This is a genomic window from Halotalea alkalilenta DSM 17697, from assembly GCF_000621205.1.
In the GTDB taxonomy this organism is placed as follows: domain Bacteria; phylum Pseudomonadota; class Gammaproteobacteria; order Pseudomonadales; family Halomonadaceae; genus Halotalea; species Halotalea alkalilenta.
Genome location: NZ_KK211231.1, coordinates 50995 through 68538 on the forward strand (window position 1 = coordinate 50995; position 17544 = coordinate 68538).

Sequence of the window (17544 nt, forward strand, 5' to 3'; positions counted from 1 at the left end):
CTCTAAGCAGCCGCCATAGAACGCCTCGAGCAGCCTCACATAAAGGCGATGGGATGGCGCGCGTAAACAAACCGTAAAATCGCTCTACTTTCACCCCCTGGTCATTCTTATCAGCTGCCGTCGGCGCTAAATTGCGCACACGCTTTGCTAACGTGGACACCCGGAATGACCAGCATTTCTTTCTCCTCAACTAAGAACCGTGCAGGATTAGGGCTGATTATCACCACGATCGGGATAGTACTTGGTGATATTGGCACTAGTCCGTTGTATGCACTCAAGGAAGTATTCAGCGGAGGCTACGGCGTCGGCACCGACAGAGAATCGGTGCTGGGCATCCTTTCGCTTATGTTCTGGTCACTGACTTGGGTCGTAAGCATCAAGTACGTGATGTTCGTGACCCGTGCAGACAACCAAGGCGAGGGCGGGGTTCTCGCGTTGATGGCGTTAGCCTGCCGCTACCTGCCCAGCAACTCCCGGCTGCGCAGCACGATGATCGGGCTAGGGTTATTTGGTGCCGCGCTACTCTACGGCGACAGCATGATCACTCCTGCAGTGTCGGTTCTCTCTGCGGTGGAAGGGCTGGAGCTCGCCTATCCACGGCTTGGAGAATGGGTGGTGCCGGTATCGGCGCTGATCCTGCTAGTCCTGTTCTTGCTCCAACCATTCGGTACCGAGCGCATAGGCAAGCTGTTTGGGCCGCTGATCCTGCTTTGGTTCATCGTCCTGGGGCTGCTGGGGCTGCGTGGCATCTGGCTGGCGCCTGAAGTGGTCCAGGCAATCGATCCACGCTGGGCGCTGAACTTCTTCGCCGACCATCCCGGCGTGGGACTGGTAATCTTCTCGGCGATCACGCTGGCAATCACCGGGGCCGAGGCACTCTACGCTGATCTAGGCCACTTCAACCGCGCCGCCATCGTCCGAGCCTGGTTGCTGGTCGCCTTTCCAGCCTTGCTGCTCAACTACTTCGGCCAAGGAGCGTTGCTGTTGGCGGATTCCACAGCGATCCGCAATCCGTTCTATCTTTTGGTACCGACGTCGCTATTGCCTGCGATGATCCTGCTCGCGGCGCTGGCGTCAATCGTCGCCTCGCAGGCAGTGATTACCGCCGCATTCTCGCTGACCCAGCAAGCGATCAATTTGGGCTATCTACCGCGCTTACGGCTTCGCCATACCTCGGATACCTCGATCGGCCAGATCTACATACCGATGGTCAACTGGGTGGTGATGGCCGGAGTCTTGGCCCTGATCGTGGTCTTCCAAAGCTCGTCCAACCTTGCTGCCGCCTATGGGGTGGCGGTGACGGGCACGATGTTGATCACCAGCTTGCTGATGGCCCTCGTGATGACGCGTCATTGGCATTGGCCCTGGTGGTCGGTGGCCCCTCTCGTGCTCGCTTTCCTCGCCGTCGATACCATGCTGCTCAGTGCCAATCTGATCAAGTTTTTCCATGGCGGGGCAGTGCCGGTAGCGATCGCGCTGCTGGTGTTCCTGCTGATGATGACTTGGCGGCGCGGCCAGGCAAGGGTAGAAACCTCTTCTGGGCCCAGTGAGTGTACGGTCGAGTCTCTGCTCGGCAGGCTGCGCGACGCGCCGCCGGTGCGAGTCGACGGCTGTGCGATCTACCTGACCGCTCCCAATCGCGCGGTTCCCTCGGCGCTGCTGCACAACCTCGAACACAATCATGTCCTCCACCAGCGCGTGATCCTGCTTACCGTGATCACCGACGAAGTACCACACGTGCCGGACGATGGGCGTTGTGAAACGCACTACCATGGAAAGGGAGTGACTCGCCTTGAGCTGCACTTCGGCTTCATGGATGCCCCCGATCTGCCGGCGGCGCTGAAGCACTGCGGCCGCTGCGCCGCTGGGCTAAATGCTGGGTCGGTCAGTTGGTTCGTCAGCCGTGAAGTACCGGTTGGCAAGCCCGAGGGGCTGCATTGGCAGGGACTTTTCGCGCTGATGCAGCGCAATGAGCACAGCCCGATGGGAGCTTTCGGCTTGCCCTCACATCGAGTTATCGAGATCGGCGCTCAGGTCGAGCTATGAAAGAAGAGGTGCCTGTCGTGGACAAGCGCGGCGCTCGTAGGGGGTGGCCGTCCGGACTGGCGTTCGCGCTAGCGGCGGTGATACTGGCGATCCTGGTGGCGATGCCGATCCAGCGCTATCTCTCCTTCGCTAATCTATCTTTGCTGTTCATGGTCGCAGTACTGCTCACCGGCACACGCCATGGAACGGGCTCTGCGGTCATCGCCGCATGTTTCAGTTTGGCGAGCTACAACTACCTCTTCACCGAACCACGGCTGAGCTTCAAGATGATTCAGCCCGAGCAGCTCTCGACGGTGGCGTTCTTCTTCATCATGGCACTGATCGGTGGTCAGATCGCCGGTCGATTGCGCCGTCAGTACGAAGCGCTGCACGCCGCCCAACAGCGTACTCGCAGGCTTCTCGATTTCAGTCGCGCGCTGGCGCGGGTCAATGATGGCGAAGAAGCTTCCCGGCTGGGAGTCGAAAGAATCGCTACGATCCTTGGTGCCGCCACCTGCCTGTACATGCCCCGTGCCGGCATCATCGAGTGTTTTCGTTCGCGACAGGCCAGACCGCCTGCCAACCTGTACAAGTGCATCACTCGATTGCTCAACGTCGAAAGTGGCAGCGACGAGCGCATCGAGGCGATTGGCTGGCGTTTGTATACGCTAATTCAGGCCGCACGCCCCATCGGGGTACTCGCGGTGGAGAGCGACGGTCGTCATTACGATTCCATTCATACTTCCATGGCCGATGCGTTGGGCGATGTGCTCGGCATGACCCTTTCACGAATCCAGCTGACCGAAGCGCTAGCCGAAGCGCGTCTGGCCGAGGAGAGTGCTCGGCTGCGTGCAGCACTACTGGCCTCAGTCTCCCACGACCTGCGGACTCCCTTAGCGTCGATCATCGGGGCCTCCAGCGCTTTACGTGATCTCGATGCCGAGCTCGAGGTCGCCGACAAACGAGAGCTGATCGATGGGGTGCTCAGCGAAGCGGCGCGACTCGACCGCTACGTGCAAAACCTCCTGGAAATGACCCGACTGGGCCACGGCGGCCTTCGCCTCGAGCGAGATTGGGCCGATCCCGACGACCTGCTCTCGGCAGCGCTCGCTCGACTGCAAGCATCGCTCAGCGGGCACCGTCTGGTGCGCGAAACTCCGCTTGAGCTACCACTTCTTTACGTCAACTCGGGCTTGATCGAACAAGCGCTGGTAAACGTACTCGAAAACGCGATCAAGTTCTCGCCTGAGCAGGGTGATATCCGAGTTACCACTGAGCTGGAAGGACAATGGTTGCGCTGGAGAATCGAAGATAGTGGTCCAGGCATCCCTGAAGCCGAGCGCGAGCGGGTATTCGATACGTTCTTCACCGCCTTACAGGGCGACCGCGGCCCACACGGGAGCGGGCTGGGACTGACGATCTGTCGTGGTATCGTCGAAGCCCACGGCGGCACGACGCGCGCACTCGAAGGAATCGACGGCCGAGGAACGGCCATCGAACTCGAGTTGCCGATAGGCGCCTCGCCAACAGATGCAAAGGACGAGCATGCATGAGCCGAGATCGTCCCCACATATTGGTGATTGACGACGAATTCCCGATTCGACGCTTCCTGCGGATCAGCCTGAGTTCGCAGGAATTCGAAGTCACCGAAGCCTCGACCGGCGCAGAAGGGGTCGCCCTCGCTGGATCTCGCGCCCCGGATCTGATCCTACTCGATCTAGGGCTGCCCGACCTAGACGGCTTCGAGGTGCTGTCGGCACTTCGTCAATGGTCCTCGGTGCCAGTGGTGGTGATCTCGGCTCGTGCCACTGAAGAGGAGAAAGTGCGCCTGCTCGACGCTGGGGCTAACGACTATGTGACCAAACCGTTCGGCATTCGCGAACTGCTCGCTCGGATTCGTGCCAACCTGCGTGAGCGACGCAGTCGCGGCGACGCTCGTGCACCGTTCATCCACGGCAAGCTAAAGATCGACTTCGCCGCTCATCAGGTCAGCCTCGGTGGCGAGCTGCTGCATCTCACTCCCAAGGAGTACGCAGTGCTCGAGCGGCTCGCCACTGAGCCGGGGCGAATCGTGACTCAGACTCAGCTATTGCGCGAAATCTGGGGACCAACTCACGTCAATGACAGCCACTATCTGCGCATTGTAGTTGGCAAGTTGCGTGCCAAGCTCGGTGACGATTCGACCGTCCCGAAACTGATAGCGACAGAGCCTGGTGTGGGTTATCGCTTCACTTCAGAAGAAAACTAGGATTCAGCCGTAACGAACAAAATTCCATGATGACGGCGCACAAGCTTCGTGCTCGTTCCCATGTCGGCTGAACCGATTGCTTAATCGACCCATTCCCGATCTCTTCTGGGGACATATCCGTCGACACCAGCCGTGAACGGTTCGAGCAGATCCGTCCAATCCTGGAACGGGCGCGCAAACGCGCCAAGCCACGGACCGTGGATCTGTACGAAGTGTGGTGCGCAGTGCTGTACCTGCTGCGCACGGGCTGTCAGTGGCGAGCCCCGCCTAGCGACTTCCCAAAGTGGCGCACGGTACATTCATACTTTGCCAAGTGGAGCGAGCCAGACGACGAAGGAGTAAGCCTGCTGGCGCGGGCGCTCAAAAAAGCCGCCCGGAATGGCGGCTTTTTAACCATAAAAATGGTTTACAAACAACAAATTAGTGTTGGTGCCGGTAATAGGAGTCGAACCTACGACCTTCGCATTACGAATGCGCTGCTCTACCAACTGAGCTATACCGGCGGGCCGGCGCGTATTCTAATCGCTTCGCTCCAGGCTGAGAAGCCCTTGCGCTCGGTCGGGAGAATCGAGCTGAAACGTTCAGCGCGAGTAGCGTAAGATGACAGGAAATTCATTCGGACTGAACGATGAAAATCGCCCCGCGTCAGCTCAGCATCTTCGTCGCCATCGCTAGCGAAGGCAGTATCACTGCGGCGGCCGAGCGGCTTTACCTGACCAAGCCGGCGGTCAGCATGGCGCTGTCGGAGCTCGAGCGCCAGCTTGGTCATGTGCTCTTCGATCGCCATAAGAATCGCCTCTACATCAATGACCTGGGTAAACGCTTGCTGCCGATGGCGGATGAGCTGCTGGCCCGCCATCGGGAGGTGGAGGCGCTGTTTTCGAGCGATGGCGATGTGCTTCGTGGCCAGCTGCGGATCGGTGCCAGCCATACCATCGGTAACCAGCTGCTGCCGTGGCTACTGCGCGATTTCCGTGATGCCACCGGCCATCGCGACCAGCGGGTGAGCCTGGCCAACAGCCGTGACGTTTGCGCAGCACTGGAGCGCTTCGAACTCGATATCGGCCTGATCGAGGGTGAGGCCCAGTCAGGCGAGCTCGAGGTGATCGATTGGTGCCGTGACCGGCTGCTGGTGGTCGCCGGTCACGATCACCCGCTGGCCTCGTGGGAGCAGCAAGGGCCACTGCCGGTGAGCGCGCTGGAGGGGCAGGCGTGGGTGCTGCGCGAGCAGGGTTCGGGTACCCGGGAGCAGTTCATGCGCGCGCTGTCGACGCGCCTAGAGCGCTGGGAGGCGAGCCTGGAGCTCAACTCGGCGGAAGCGATCATCAATGCCACCGCGGCGGGGCTCGGCTTGACCTGCGTTTCCGAGCGGGAGGCGAGCCATGCACTGCGCGACGGTCGGTTGGTGGAACTGGAGATCAGGCTCGAGGATGGCTCGAGACTCGTGATCGAACGCCTGTTCCACCTGCTGGTTCACCGCGACAAGTACCGAAGCGCTCTGGTCAAACGCTTCATCGAATTCTGCCTCGCGCGGGAAGAGTGAGCCCGCTCAGTCGTCGGCACCGAACAACCTAAGCACGGTGGCAGAAACCAACGCTGCGATGAACGCCAGGCACACTACGCCCAGCTGGAGCAGACAAGGCCAGGCGGTGAAGTTGGGTTCCCATTTGAGCAACGCGACGAATGCATAACCCGTCACCAGAACCAGGCATCCCGTCGCGAGTGGCAATCGCAGCCTGTTGGTGATCCTCATTTCGTATCTCATCTCGTTCCACGACGTCCGAAAACGTATCGACCGACGACAACGGGTAGGCGCATCCATCACGCTCCTACCTTAACTCAATATAAAGATAGTATCGCCCCTTCCTTCGCGGCGCCAGACGACTCTTTGCCGCATGCCGCAACGCCCCTCGAAGGCGATGCGCTATCCTCGTTGAAACTTCGCAAATGGTGGAGAACGAGATGTCCATCCATGCTCTCAGCACGCTCAAGGTTCCCTATCTAGGCTTGGCGCCGGCGCGGCTGGCCGAGTTCGAGCGACGTGCCGAGGCGCTGCTGGCGCGCATGACCCTCGAAGAGAAGATCGGCCAGATGACCCAGTTCACCAGCGACCGGGATGTCACCGGGCCCTCGGTGCGCGACGACTACGAGCAGGACATCCGCGCCGGCCGGGTCGGGTCGGTCTTCAACAGCTTCGATGCCGACTTCACCCGGCGAATGCAACGTCTCGCGGTCGAGGGTAGCCGTCTCGGCATCCCGCTGCTGTTCGGCTATGACGTGATCCACGGCTTTCGCACCATCTTCCCGATCCCGCTGGCGATGGCTTCGAGCTGGCACCCGGAGGCGATAGAGGCAGCGTCCAGGGTCGCCGCGCGCGAGGCCGCCTCGGCCGGTATCCATTGGGTGTTCACGCCGATGGTCGATATCGGCCGCGATCCACGCTGGGGCCGCGTGATGGAAGGCGCGGGAGAGGACCCGCTGCTCGGAGGCCTGGTCGCCGCCGCTCAGATACGCGGACTGCAAGGAGACTCGATCGAGTCAATCGACAGCGTCGCAGCCTGCGTCAAGCACTACGCCGCCTACGGCGCGGCCGAAGCAGGACGCGACTACAACGGCGTGGATATCTCCGAACGGGTGCTGAGGAGCGTCTACCTGCCGCCGTTCAAGACGGCGATCGACTCGGGGGTCGCTACGCTGATGACCGCCTTCAACGCGCTCGACGGTGTGCCGGCGAGCTGCAACCCCTTGCTGCTGGACCAGATCCTGCGCCACGAATGGGGCTTCGAGGGCCTGGTGGTGACCGACTACACCGCGGTGATGGAGCTGATCCACCACGGCGTCGCCGAGGACTCGAAGGATGCCGCCCGGCTGGCGGTCAATGCCGGGGTCGACATGGACATGCAGGATGGCTACTTCCTCGACCACCTCGCCGAACTGGTCGCCGAGGGAGCCGTCGATGGCGCACGCATCGACCAGGCGGTGAAGCGCATCCTGGTGCTCAAGTACGCCCTCGGACTGTTCGACGACCCCTACCGCTACAGCGACGAACAGCGCGAGCGCACGACCCTGCTCGCCCCCGAGCATCTCGAGACCGCACGCGCGATCGCGCGTGAATCGATGGTGCTGCTCGAAAACGATGGCCTGCTGCCGCTCTCCGATCAGCTCGAGCGGGTAGCGCTGATCGGCCCGCTGGCCGACTCGCACGCGGACCTGCTCGGTCCCTGGCACGGCGACGGACGAGCGGATGAAGTGACCAGCGTGCTCGAAGCGCTCGGCGACCGCCTGCCCGATGCGTTGATCACCCATAGTCGTGGCGTACCGAAGACGAACGAGAACGGCCATCGGCATAAAGTGAAGGAAGCGATCGACGCAGCGGTACGCGAGGCAAGCCAGGCACAGGTCGCGATCCTAGTGCTCGGCGAGCGCGAGTCCATGAGCGGCGAGGCGGCGAGCCGTGCCGACATCGGGCTGCCGGGCCACCAGCTCGAGCTCGCCCTGAAGGTGATCGGCACCGGTACGCCAACCGTGGTGGTGACGATGAGCGGTCGCCCGCTGGTACTCAGCGAACTCGCCCCCAAGGCCCAGGCGCTGCTGCATGCTTGGTGGCCGGGGATCGAGGGCGCCGCGGCGCTGGTCGAGCTGCTGTTCGGCGACCACGCGCCCTGCGCACGGCTGCCGATGGGCTTTCCCCGCGCGGTCGGCCAGCTGCCGCTGTACTACGCTCAGGCGCCGACCGGCCGTCCATTCGACGCTGGTGAACGCTATACCTCGAAGTATCTCGATGTCGCCAACACCCCGCTGTATCCCTTCGGCCATGGCCTTGGCTACGCCCGCATCGAATACGGCACGCCCCGTCTCGACCGTGATCTGATCGAAGGCGAGCACGACACCGTCGAACTACGCATAGAGCTTTCCAACCAGGGCGAGCGCCCCGGGGTGGAGGTGGTCCAGCTCTACCTGCGCGATCCCGTGGCCAGTATCAGCCGGCCCGTGCGCGAACTGATCGACTTCGCCCGCGTGACCCTCGAACCCGGAGAGAGTCGGGAGGTCGGCTTCGTCGTCGGCCTCGGCCAGCTGGGCTTCATCAGCCATGACCTCGCCTGGCGGGTCGAGCCCGGCCGCTTCGAGCTCCATATCGGCCCCGACTGCCAGCGTACCCAGTGCGTCGGCTTCGACTATCGACCGGCGAAGCGGCGCTAGAGCCATTTTCCCACCCTCATCAACGAAAACCGCCCCACCGCTAATCGATTACGCGGTGGGGCGGCGTCTTCAGCCCAGCGGCTCAGCCTCCGGCGCGCACGGTGCGCAGCCGCCGACGCCAGCCGCGCAGCATCGGCAGTACGATCATCAGCGCGGTCAACGCCCAGACGCCCCAGCAGATCGGGCTGGAGAAGAGGATGCCGAGATCGCCGTTGGAGATCGAAAGCGCTCGACGCAGGTTCTGCTCCATCAGTCCGCCGAGGATGAAACCGAGCAGGATCGCTGACAGCGGGAAGTCGAACTTGCGCAGGATGTAGCCGATCACGCCGATCGCGATCATCAAAAACAGGTCGAACGTGGTGGCATGCACCGCGTACACCCCGATCGAGGTGATGATCGCGATCGCCGGCACCAGCGCCCAGTAAGGCACGGCGAGGATCTTGGTGAATATCCGGATCATCGGTACGTTCATCACGATCAGCATCAGGTTGGCGATGAACAGCGATGCGATCAGTCCCCAGACGATGTCCGGCTGGTTCTGGAACAGTAACGGCCCCGGTGTGATGTTGTAGAGCGTCAGTGCGCCGAGCATCACCGCGGTGGTGCCCGAGCCCGGCACCCCGAGCGTCAGCATCGGCACCATCGAGCCGCAGGCAGAGGCGCTGTTGGCGGTCTCCGGGGCGGCGAGGCCGCGCAGGTCGCCCTTGCCGAAGGTGCCCTCCTGGTCGTTGATCCGCTTTTCGGACATGTAGGCCACGGCGCTTGCAAGCGTCGCTCCCGCGCCGGGCAGGATGCCGAGGAAGAAGCCGATCGCCCCGCCGCGCAGATTGGTCAGGAAGACCGACGCCCCCTCCTTGAGATTGAACAGCATCCGTCCGCTGGCCTGGATCGCCTTCTGGCCGCGATGGGTGCGCTCGAGCAGCACCAGGATCTCGCTGACGCTGAACAGGCCGAGCACCAGGACGACGAACTGGATGCCGTCGGAGAGCCCGAGACTGCCGAAGGTGAAGCGATAGACGCCGCTGTTGGAGTCGATGCCCACGCTCGACAGGAACAACCCGATCATCGCCGCGACCGCGGTCTTGAGTGGCTTGTTGCCGGCCATGCCGGCAAGGCAGACGATCGCGAACACCATCAGCGCGAAGTACTCCGCCGGGCCGAAGGCGACCGCCCAGCTCGCCAGCAGCGGGGCGAAGATCACCACCCCGATGGTGGCCATCAGGCCACCGATGAACGAGCTCCAGGCCGAGATCGAAAGCGCGATCCCGCCCTTGCCCTGGCGCGCCAGCGGGTAGCCGTCGAGGGTGGTCATCACCGCCGAGGCTTCGCCCGGGATGTTGAGCAGGATCGAGGAGATACGGCCGCCGTACTCGCAGCCGAGATAGACCGCGGCGAGCAGGATCAGCGCGGTCTCGGGCGGCAGGCCGAGAGCGAAAGCGATCGGGATCAAAAGCGCGACGCCATTGATCGGGCCGAGGCCGGGCAGGAGACCTACGATGGTGCCGATCAGGGTGCCGCAGAGGGCGGTGAACAGGTTGAACGGCGTCGTCGCGACACCGAAGCCCTGGCCCAGGTAGGACAAGGTTTCCATGGTTCTAGAACTCCAGGGAAGAGAGGATGCCCAGCGGCAGGGGCACATCGAGGATACGGTCGAACAGCCAATAGAAGCCGATCGACATCAGCACGCCGCCGATCAGGCTGGCGATCCAGGTACCGCCATAGAGCCGCCCCATCAGCACCGCGAAGCCGAAGCTCGAGACGATGAAGCCGAGCATCTCGTAGCAGGCGGCGAAGATCGTGAACAGCACCACGCAGAGCGTGATCTTGGCCAGCACGTGCCGGTCGAGGTGTTCGTCTCCCTCGCCGAGGGTGATCGTACCCGGCCGGAACAGCAGGTAGAGGGTACCGGCCATGATTAGCGTCAGCAGCAGCAGCGGATAGGCGCGCGGCCCGACCGGCTCGTAGGAGAAAGGCGCGTGATAGCCGAAAGCGATCACCGCCAGGATGGCGCAGACCAGCAGCAGCACGGCGAGAAAGACGCGTTGGTAGATCATCAAGATGACCTCCATGGAAGCGATGGGAGCCCAGGCGGGCGCATCCGGCGGACACGCCCGCGGCGACGATTACTGGATCAGGCCAAACTCGGTGGCCATCTGCCGGTAAAGGGCGACCTGTTCGTCGACGTACTGGCGCAGCTCATCGCCGGTCATCGCGAAGGGGAACATGTCGCGATCCGCGCGCAGCTGGGCGAACTCCTCGGTCTCCAGCAGCGTATCGAAGGCCTCGACCCACCAGTCGTAGGCCTCCTCCGAGACATCCGGCCCGACGTAGAAGCCGCGGACTACCGGCCAATTGATGTCGTAGCCCTGCTCGATCGCGGTGGGCACCTGGGAGGCCAGTTCGCCGGGCAGGCGCTCCTCGGCGAACACCGCCAGCACCCGGACGTCGCCGGATTCGACATGCGGCATGGTGTCGGCGATGTCGGAGCTCGCGACCTGGATATGGCTACCGAGCAGCGCGGTGATCAGCTCGCCCCCACCCTCCATCGCGACGTAGCGCATCGCCCGCGGATCGATGCCGGCGGCCCTGGCCATCAGCGCGGTCTGCATCCAGTCCTGGCTGCCCACCGTGCCGCCGGCGCCGATCACCACCTCGCCCGGATTGCTCTTCAACGCATCGACCAGGTCGTCGAGGTCCTGGAACGGCGAATCAGCGCGCACCACCAGCGCACCGTAGGTGGTACCAACGCCTGCGAGCCACTTCACCGCCTGCTCATCGAAGCGGCCGAACTTGCCCTGGGCGAGGTTGAGCAACGAGCCGCTGGACCAGGCGACGATGGTGCCCTCCTCGCCCGAACGCTGCGCGGCGACCGCGTTGTAGGCCACCGCGCCGATCCCACCCGGCATGTAGGTGACGCGCATCGGCGACGACAGCAGGCCCTGCTGCACCAGCGCGCTCTGGGCCAGCTTGCAGGTCAGGTCGAAGCCACCGCCGGGCGAGGCGGGGGCGATGCACTCGGGACGACGCGGCTCCTCGGACATCGCCGGCTGGGCGACGGCTAGGCCGAGAAGACACGCCACCGACAGCAGCAAGCGGGCGCCGGAAAAGGGTTGGAAGGTGGACGGGGACATCGGGTTCTCCTGGATTCTTCGGGCAGCGGGCGCCGGCTCGGCCAAGGACCGAGACCAAAGTGCTAGGGGGATGTCGATTATCTTTTTCTCCCCCGCCCGATACCCTCACATGGGGTGCCGCGCGGTTGACGCGGCCGACGATTCACTCGGCGTCCAGGCTATCGAGCGAGACTTTCAACAAGCTTTCAGGAGAGCCGCGATGCGTATCCTATTGGTCGAAGACCACCCTTCGCTGTCGGTCACCCTCACCGATGCGCTGCGCGCATCGAACTGGGCGGTGGATGCCTGTGGCGACGGGCTGACCGCGCAGACCATGCTCGAGACCGAGCGCTATACCATGCTGCTGCTCGACATCGGCCTGCCCGGGCTCGACGGCTTCGCGCTGCTGGCCTGGCTCAGGCGCCGCGACAGCCGGCTGCCGGTGCTCCTGATCTCGGCCCGCGGCAACATCAACGACCGGGTCAAGGGGCTCAACCTCGGCGCCGACGACTACCTGGTCAAACCCTTCTCGCTCTCCGAGCTGGAGGCGCGGATCAACGCCGTACTCAGGCGGACCCGTCACGACGGCCAGCGCCTGCATCACTGCGGTGCGCTCGCCTACGACACCGAGGATCGCCAGTTCACCCTCGGCCAGCGCCCGCTCGCGCTGACCCAGCGCGAACTCGCGGTGCTCGAGATCCTGATCAGCCGCAGCGGCAGGATCGTCAGCAAGGAGCAGCTCGCAGGCCAGGTATTCTGCAATGAGGAATCGGGCTCGTTCGATGCGATCGAGGTCTACATCCATCGGCTGCGCAAGAAGCTCGCCAGCGCCGACGTGCGCATCGTCACCTTCCGCGGCCTGGGCTATCAGCTCGAGACGATTACCCGTGAGGCCATCGCCGAGTGAGCCCCGGTTCGGTTCGCACTCCCTCGCTGCGCGGCAGGCTGCTGGGCTGGATCGGCCTGGCGCTGCTGGCGCTGCTCGGCCTCGCCGCGCTGAAGAGCTGGCTCGATGCTCGCGCCAACGCCGAGATCGCCTACGACCGCTCGCTGCTGACCGCCGCAAGGGTGATCGGCGATTCGCTGCAGGTCGAGGGCGAGCAGCTGATCGCCAATGTGCCCTATTCGGTGCTCGACCCCTTCTCGCTGGACAGCGGCGGTAGCGCCTACTACCAGGTGATCGACCCACGCGGTCGCCAGGCCGCCGGTTTCGTCGATCTTCCCGCCCCCCCCGAAGGGCTCGCGCTCACCCGTCGCTATCCGGCGCTGGCGCGCTTTTTCGATGCCGACTACGGCAACCGCGAGGTACGGGTGGTCTCGCTGCTGGTACCGCTCTCCGACGCCCGACTCAGCGGCATGGCGGAGATCCGCGTCGCCGAGCATCGCGACATCCACCGCCAGCTGATGCGCCAGCTGCTGGAGCGCTCGATGCTGCAGCTCGCCCTCTTCGCGCTGGTCGCCTTCCTGCTCTTCGCCGCCGCGATCGGCACCGCGCTGCGCCCGCTCGAGCGGGTCGCGCGGATGATCCAGAGCCGCGACGCCAACGACCTCGGTCCGCTGCCGCTGGACGGCGTGCAGCGTGAAGTACGCGGGCTGATCGAGGCGATCAATCACCTGACCGTGCGGCTCGAGGAGGTGCTCAGCGCCCAGCGCGACTTCGTCGCCGACGCCGCCCACCAGCTGCGCACACCGCTGTTCGCCCTGCGTGCCCAGCTTGAGCTTGGCTTGCGCAACGGCGCGCAGAGCGATTTGCGCGCCATCCTCACCCGCGTCCAGCACGACCTCGAGCAGCTCACCCTGCTTTCCAACCGGCTATTGTCGCTGGCAAGGGTCGAGAACGATCTCCAGCGACGCGCCTTCGCACCCTGCGAGCTCACCGCCCTGACCCGCGACTTCTGCCTCGGCATGGCTTCGCTCGCCCATCAGCGCGGGCTGGGGCTCGCCTTCGAGGCGGATGGGCCGTGCTGGATCGCGGCCGACGCAGCGCTGATCAACGAGCTGTTGGCGATCCTGATCGGCAATGCGCAGGCCTATACGCCGAAGGGCGGGCAGATACTGGTGAAGGTCGCACGAGATGGCGTGCTGGAAGTCGAGGATGACGGGCCGGGTATCCCCGAAGAGGAGCGGGAGCGGGTGTTCGAGCGGTTCTACCGCGGTCGCCATCGCGAGCGCTTCGACGAGCGCAACGCGATCAGCGGTACCGGCCTCGGGCTTGCGATCGCCCAGCGCATCTGCACCGCCCACGGCGCAGAGATCACCCTCAGCGAAGGCCAGCAGGGCGGCACGCTGGCCCGCGTGGCGTTCGTCACCGTCGAGCCGTCGCCCACCCCGAAACGGCTACAACCCGCCTGAAGCGCTCGGAAGGCGCCGCTAGCCGCCCCGCCTGATGAAGATGCCCGTTCAGTCGAGCAGTTCGAGCTTGAGCAGCTTGCCGTCGTCGTGATCGGTGAGCAGGTAGAGCGCGCCATCGGGGCCTTGGCGCACATCGCGAATGCGCTCCCCTCGCCCGGCGAGCAGCCGCTCCTCGTGGCTGACCCGGTCACCATCGAGCTCGAGCCGGATCAGCTCCTCGGTCGCCAGCGCACCGATGAACAGATCGCCCTGCCACTCGCCCAGGCGCTCATCGGTGGCGAACGCCATGCCGCTCACCCCAGGCGAAACCTCCCAGACGTAGTCCGGCGGCTCGGTACCTTCCACCTCGGTGCCCTGGGCTTCGGCGATCGGCTGACCGGAGTAGTCGAGGCCATGGGTAGCGAGTGGCCAGCCGTAGTTGGCGCCGGCCCGGGGCAGGTTGATCTCGTCGCCGCCGCGCGGCCCGTGCTCGTTGACCCACAGCGCGCCGCTGTCGGGATGCAGCGCGGCGCCCTGCGGATTGCGGTGCCCGTAGGACCAGATCTCGTCGAGCGCATCGTCGTCGCCGACGAAGGGGTTGTCGGTGGGTACGCTGCCGTCGCGATTGAGCCTCACCACCTTGCCCTGGTGCAGATCGAGGCGCTGCGCGGTAGGCCGCTGGTTGTTCTCGCCGAGGGCGACGAACAAGGTGCCGTCATCGGCGAACACGATGCGAGAGCCGAAATGATTGCCGGTGGAGAGCTTGTCGGCCTGGCGGAACAGCACCTCGACCTCGCTCAGCCTCTCGCCCTCGAGCCGGGCACGCGCCAGCGCAGTACCGGCGCGGCCATCGTCCCCCGCCTCCGCGTAGGTGAAGTAGATCCAGGGATCATGCTCGAAATCGGGCGGCACGGCGATGTCGAGCAGCCCACCCTGCCGCTGCGCCCAGACCTCGGGGAGCCCTTCGAGCGGCGCGGAGAGCTCGCCTGCGCCGGAGACCAGGCGCAGGCGGCCGGGCTTCTCGCTGACCAGCGCCCGGCCGTCGGGAAGAAAGGCGAGCGCCCAGGGGCGCTCGAGGCCTTCCACGATCGAGGTGACGCGAAGCGTGCCACGCTCGCTTGGGTATTCGCTGGCATCGGCCCCTTCGGGAGGCGTCAGTGCAAGACTCGGGGCCGCGCAGAGGAGGAGCGCGAGCGCGAACGGAAAACGCAGCATGGGAGACTCCGGCCAGGATGGATTGAGAACCTCTTCAAGCCTAACCGGTGAGGCCGCCCACGCTAGCCAGGCAGCGAGAGTTTAAGCCGCGCACAAGGATCGAACGCCGGCGACGGCGTGAAACGCGCATCGCCTGCGCGTTTCACGCCTGGTTTTCGGCGATCTGCATCGACGCCCGCTCGCGCGCGGCACGGTGGTTGAACATCCTGAGGGTGTAGAGGGCGACGCCGAGTGCGAGCAGCATCAGCAGCGCGCCGAACAGCGGCAGCTGGCCATACGGCAGGCCTGCGTCGATCACCACGCCACCGAGCGTCGCACCGATCGCGTTACCGAGATTGAACGCGCTCTGGTTCAGCGTCGAGGCCAGATTCGGCGCCTCCGCGGACTGGTCGACGATCAGAAGCTGCAGCAGCGGCACCAGGGCGAAGGCGAACATGCCCCAAATGAACATGGTGGCCAGCGCGATCCAGAAATCGGCCAAGGCCAGCCAGAAGATCACCAGGATCGCAACGACGCCCGCCATCAGCTTGATCATCGGCGGCATCAGCTTGCCGCCGGAAAGCCGCCCGCCGAGCAGGCTGCCGAAGGTCAGCCCGACGCCAAAGACCAGGAGGAACAGCGTCACCGTATGGCCACCGACGCCGGTGACCTGGTTGAGCATCGGGGTGATGTAGGTGAACACCGAGAACATGCTCACCGAGGCGAGCACGCTCATCCCCAGCGCCAGCAGCACCGGCTTCTGGCGCAGCACGGTGAACTCGCCGATGATCCGGCCGTGGCTGCGCGGCAGCCGGCCCGGCACCCAACGCCAAAGCGCGACCAATGCGACCACGCCGATCAATGCGACCACAGCGAAGGTCGAGCGCCAGCCAAAGGCCTGGCCGAGCGCGGTACCGAACGGCACCCCGAGCACGTTGGCCAGGGTGAGCCCCGCGAACATCAGCGAGATCGCATGCCCGCGCTTCTCCGGCGGCACCAAGCTCGCCGCGGTCACCGCACCGATGCCGAAGAAGGCGCCGTGGGAGAGCGATGTCAGCACCCGCGCGGCCATCAGCGTGTAGTAGCCCGGCGCCAGTGCGCAGGCGACGTTACCGATGACGAACAAGCAAGTCAGCGCGATCAGCGTCGGCTTGCGCGGCCAGCGCGCCGAGATCACCGCAAGGATCGGGCCGCCGACCACGACCCCCATCGCATAGCCCGTCACCAGCATGCCAGCCTGGGAAATCTTGACCTGTAGATCCGCTGCCATCTCGGGCAGAAGGCCCATGATGACGAATTCGGTCGTGCCAATGCCAAAGGCGGCAATGGCCAGCGCGATAATCGGTAGAGGCATCGAAGTCCCGCTCAGCAAGGTAGGTCACGGACGCAAGACGGCCGCCGCCAAAGCGGCCGTCGCAGGGTCAACAAGGGGGCGAGTATAGGACAGGGATCGCAGACGACTAAAGTCTTATGCCCGCGTTTTTTGCGCTAGTCCCCCTGTCGATCGTATGAGAACTGCCCCCACTCCTCGATGCACCGCGCCGCCTGGGCGGGAAACTCCTCATGGCTCGCCAGCCGGCCGTGCGGGAGCAGCTCGAGGGTGACCCGGTCGAGCGTACCGAGCGCGAGCATCTCGGCCTTGGAACGCTTCGGCGCAAGCTCGGGCACCAGCACCAGCAGCGGAATTCCCGCAGCGCTCGCCGCATCGAGGAAGGCTTGACGGGAGATGAACGGGTCGAGCGCACCGGTGACGAAGCGAACCGAAGCGAAGCGGGCGTTCTCGGCCTCGAGCACCGCCCGCTTGGACGCCATGCGCTGCGGATCATCGAGCCAGCGTGGGTCCTCGTAGACGTGCTCGGTGCTCATCTTGCGCACCATCGGCGCGCAGACGTTCAGCCGGTAGAGCAATGGTCCGAGCAGCGGCGCATCGACCGCCCGGCGCAGCCGACGATAGAGCGGGCGGTCACGACGAGTCTGCACGCTATTGGCCATGGTCGGCAGCGGCCCTCGCCAGGTGGGGGCCAGCAGCGCCGCCGCCTCGACCGGACTCGACGCTGCGGCATCTGTGCGCGACAGCGCCTCGAGCAGATAGCCCGCGCCGTGCCCCGCGGCCACCGCATAGCGCGGCGCGTAGTGCGCCAGCAGCGCGATGACGAAGGCACCGAGCAGATCCGGCGTCCAGCGCATCCGCGGGCGTGGCAGCTCGCCGAAACCGGGCCAATCCACCGCCACGGTGGCATAGCGGGCGCCAAGCAAGCGCTGCAGCGCCAGCACCTCGTGACGGGTCGAGATAGTCGACAAAGCAGGCAGGATCAAAAGCGTTGGGCCTGCGCCGCAGCGCGTCACCGCTACCGTCATTGGCTTCCCCTGCCATTGCCAGGAGAAGGTCTCCTCGCTCTGGTTCATGTCGGTCTCCCCATCGGTTGCTGTCACTGA

At 64.6% G+C, this 17544-nt stretch carries 14 protein-coding genes, 1 tRNA gene and 1 pseudogene; 8 read left to right on the forward strand and 8 right to left on the reverse strand.

The annotated features are described in order from the left end of the window. The first annotated feature begins 165 nt into the window (after positions 1–165). The 4 genes and pseudogenes from Q376_RS0116880 to Q376_RS25665 form a co-directional block, all read left to right on the forward strand. Positions 166–2046, forward strand: coding sequence for a potassium transporter Kup (locus Q376_RS0116880; protein WP_043448444.1), 1881 nt, complete (start codon positions 166–168; stop codon positions 2044–2046). Further along, positions 2043–3578, forward strand: a complete 1536-nt coding sequence (locus Q376_RS23205; protein WP_052365466.1) for an ATP-binding protein — start codon at positions 2043–2045, stop codon at positions 3576–3578. The genes Q376_RS0116880 and Q376_RS23205 overlap by 4 nt, the downstream gene beginning before the upstream one ends. After that, positions 3575–4273 carry a response regulator gene (locus Q376_RS0116890; protein WP_027351302.1) on the forward strand — a complete coding sequence of 233 codons (699 nt, stop codon included), beginning with the start codon at positions 3575–3577 and terminating at the stop codon, positions 4271–4273. The genes Q376_RS23205 and Q376_RS0116890 overlap by 4 nt, the downstream gene beginning before the upstream one ends. 113 nt (positions 4274–4386) lie before the next feature. Further along, positions 4387–4584: pseudogene (locus Q376_RS25665) on the forward strand (transposase); the annotation flags it as partial. Positions 4585–4700: 116 nt separating this feature from the next. Here Q376_RS25665 and Q376_RS0116895 read toward each other — a convergent pair. Then, positions 4701–4776 (reverse strand) — tRNA-Thr (locus Q376_RS0116895). A gap of 125 nt (positions 4777–4901) precedes the next feature. On the opposite strand from Q376_RS0116895, the gene Q376_RS0116900 reads away from it, so the two are divergent. Next, a complete protein-coding gene (locus tag Q376_RS0116900; RefSeq protein WP_027351303.1) occupies positions 4902–5816 on the forward strand; it encodes a LysR substrate-binding domain-containing protein in 915 nt (304 codons plus the stop codon). 6 nt (positions 5817–5822) lie between these two features. On the opposite strand, the gene Q376_RS0116905 is transcribed toward Q376_RS0116900, so the two are convergent. Further along, entirely contained in the window at positions 5823–6026 is a 204-nt protein-coding gene (locus Q376_RS0116905; RefSeq protein WP_027351304.1) for a hypothetical protein, read from the reverse strand. 209 nt (positions 6027–6235) lie between these two features. On the opposite strand from Q376_RS0116905, the gene bglX reads away from it, so the two are divergent. Further along, entirely contained in the window at positions 6236–8473 is a 2238-nt protein-coding gene (bglX, locus tag Q376_RS0116910) for a beta-glucosidase BglX (protein WP_027351305.1), read from the forward strand. 82 nt (positions 8474–8555) lie between these two features. Here bglX and Q376_RS0116915 read toward each other — a convergent pair whose 3' ends face one another. From Q376_RS0116915 to Q376_RS0116925, 3 genes are all read right to left on the reverse strand, one after another. Next, the gene (locus Q376_RS0116915) at positions 8556–10064 is read right to left on the reverse strand and encodes a tripartite tricarboxylate transporter permease (RefSeq protein WP_027351306.1); all 1509 of its coding nucleotides are present in this window, start codon (positions 10062–10064) and stop codon (positions 8556–8558) included. A gap of 4 nt (positions 10065–10068) precedes the next feature. After that, entirely contained in the window at positions 10069–10527 is a 459-nt protein-coding gene (locus tag Q376_RS0116920; protein WP_027351307.1) for a tripartite tricarboxylate transporter TctB family protein, read from the reverse strand. Positions 10528–10596: 69 nt separating this feature from the next. After that, entirely contained in the window at positions 10597–11604 is a 1008-nt protein-coding gene (locus Q376_RS0116925) for a Bug family tripartite tricarboxylate transporter substrate binding protein (protein ID WP_043448445.1), read from the reverse strand. A gap of 199 nt (positions 11605–11803) precedes the next feature. Between Q376_RS0116925 and Q376_RS0116930 the strand changes: the two genes are divergently transcribed. Together Q376_RS0116930 and Q376_RS23210 are read left to right on the forward strand one after the other, a co-directional pair. Then, positions 11804–12490: a response regulator gene (locus tag Q376_RS0116930; protein ID WP_027351309.1), complete on the forward strand. Its 687-nt coding sequence runs from the start codon at positions 11804–11806 to the stop codon at positions 12488–12490. Next, positions 12487–13935 (forward strand): sensor histidine kinase, encoded by a 1449-nt coding sequence (locus Q376_RS23210; protein WP_043448446.1) that lies wholly within the window; start codon positions 12487–12489, stop codon positions 13933–13935. The genes Q376_RS0116930 and Q376_RS23210 overlap by 4 nt, the downstream gene beginning before the upstream one ends. A gap of 48 nt (positions 13936–13983) precedes the next feature. Here the strand turns inward: Q376_RS23210 and Q376_RS0116940 are convergent, their stop codons facing one another. From Q376_RS0116940 to Q376_RS23215, 3 genes are all read right to left on the reverse strand, one after another. Further along, on the reverse strand, positions 13984–15129 hold the full coding sequence (locus tag Q376_RS0116940; RefSeq protein ID WP_027351310.1) for a PQQ-dependent sugar dehydrogenase: 1146 nt from the start codon (positions 15127–15129) through the stop codon (positions 13984–13986). Positions 15130–15271: 142 nt separating this feature from the next. Then, complete coding sequence (locus tag Q376_RS0116945) at positions 15272–16462, reverse strand: MFS transporter (protein WP_027351311.1); 1191 nt, start codon at positions 16460–16462, stop codon at positions 15272–15274. A 134-nt stretch (positions 16463–16596) separates the two neighbouring features. Next, positions 16597–17514: an alpha/beta fold hydrolase gene (locus Q376_RS23215; protein WP_052365467.1), complete on the reverse strand. Its 918-nt coding sequence runs from the start codon at positions 17512–17514 to the stop codon at positions 16597–16599. Between the last annotated feature and the right edge of the window lie 30 nt (positions 17515–17544).

Bases quoted from the DNA above. Each gene is read 5' to 3' on its own strand.
- Q376_RS0116880 (WP_043448444.1), top strand. From the start codon at position 166: ATGACCAGCATTTCTTTCTCCTCAACTAAGAACCGTGCAGGATTAGGG.
- Q376_RS23205 (WP_052365466.1), top strand. From the start codon at position 2,043: ATGAAAGAAGAGGTGCCTGTCGTGGACAAGCGCGGCGCTCGTAGGGGG.
- Q376_RS0116890 (WP_027351302.1), top strand. From the start codon at position 3,575: ATGAGCCGAGATCGTCCCCACATATTGGTGATTGACGACGAATTCCCG.
- Q376_RS0116900 (WP_027351303.1), top strand. From the start codon at position 4,902: ATGAAAATCGCCCCGCGTCAGCTCAGCATCTTCGTCGCCATCGCTAGC.
- Q376_RS0116905 (WP_027351304.1), bottom strand. From the start codon at position 6,026: ATGAGGATCACCAACAGGCTGCGATTGCCACTCGCGACGGGATGCCTG.
- bglX (WP_027351305.1), top strand. From the start codon at position 6,236: ATGTCCATCCATGCTCTCAGCACGCTCAAGGTTCCCTATCTAGGCTTG.
- Q376_RS0116915 (WP_027351306.1), bottom strand. From the start codon at position 10,064: ATGGAAACCTTGTCCTACCTGGGCCAGGGCTTCGGTGTCGCGACGACG.
- Q376_RS0116920 (WP_027351307.1), bottom strand. From the start codon at position 10,527: ATGATCTACCAACGCGTCTTTCTCGCCGTGCTGCTGCTGGTCTGCGCC.
- Q376_RS0116925 (WP_043448445.1), bottom strand. From the start codon at position 11,604: ATGTCCCCGTCCACCTTCCAACCCTTTTCCGGCGCCCGCTTGCTGCTG.
- Q376_RS0116930 (WP_027351309.1), top strand. From the start codon at position 11,804: ATGCGTATCCTATTGGTCGAAGACCACCCTTCGCTGTCGGTCACCCTC.
- Q376_RS0116940 (WP_027351310.1), bottom strand. From the start codon at position 15,129: ATGCTGCGTTTTCCGTTCGCGCTCGCGCTCCTCCTCTGCGCGGCCCCG.
- Q376_RS0116945 (WP_027351311.1), bottom strand. From the start codon at position 16,462: ATGCCTCTACCGATTATCGCGCTGGCCATTGCCGCCTTTGGCATTGGC.
- Q376_RS23215 (WP_052365467.1), bottom strand. From the start codon at position 17,514: ATGAACCAGAGCGAGGAGACCTTCTCCTGGCAATGGCAGGGGAAGCCA.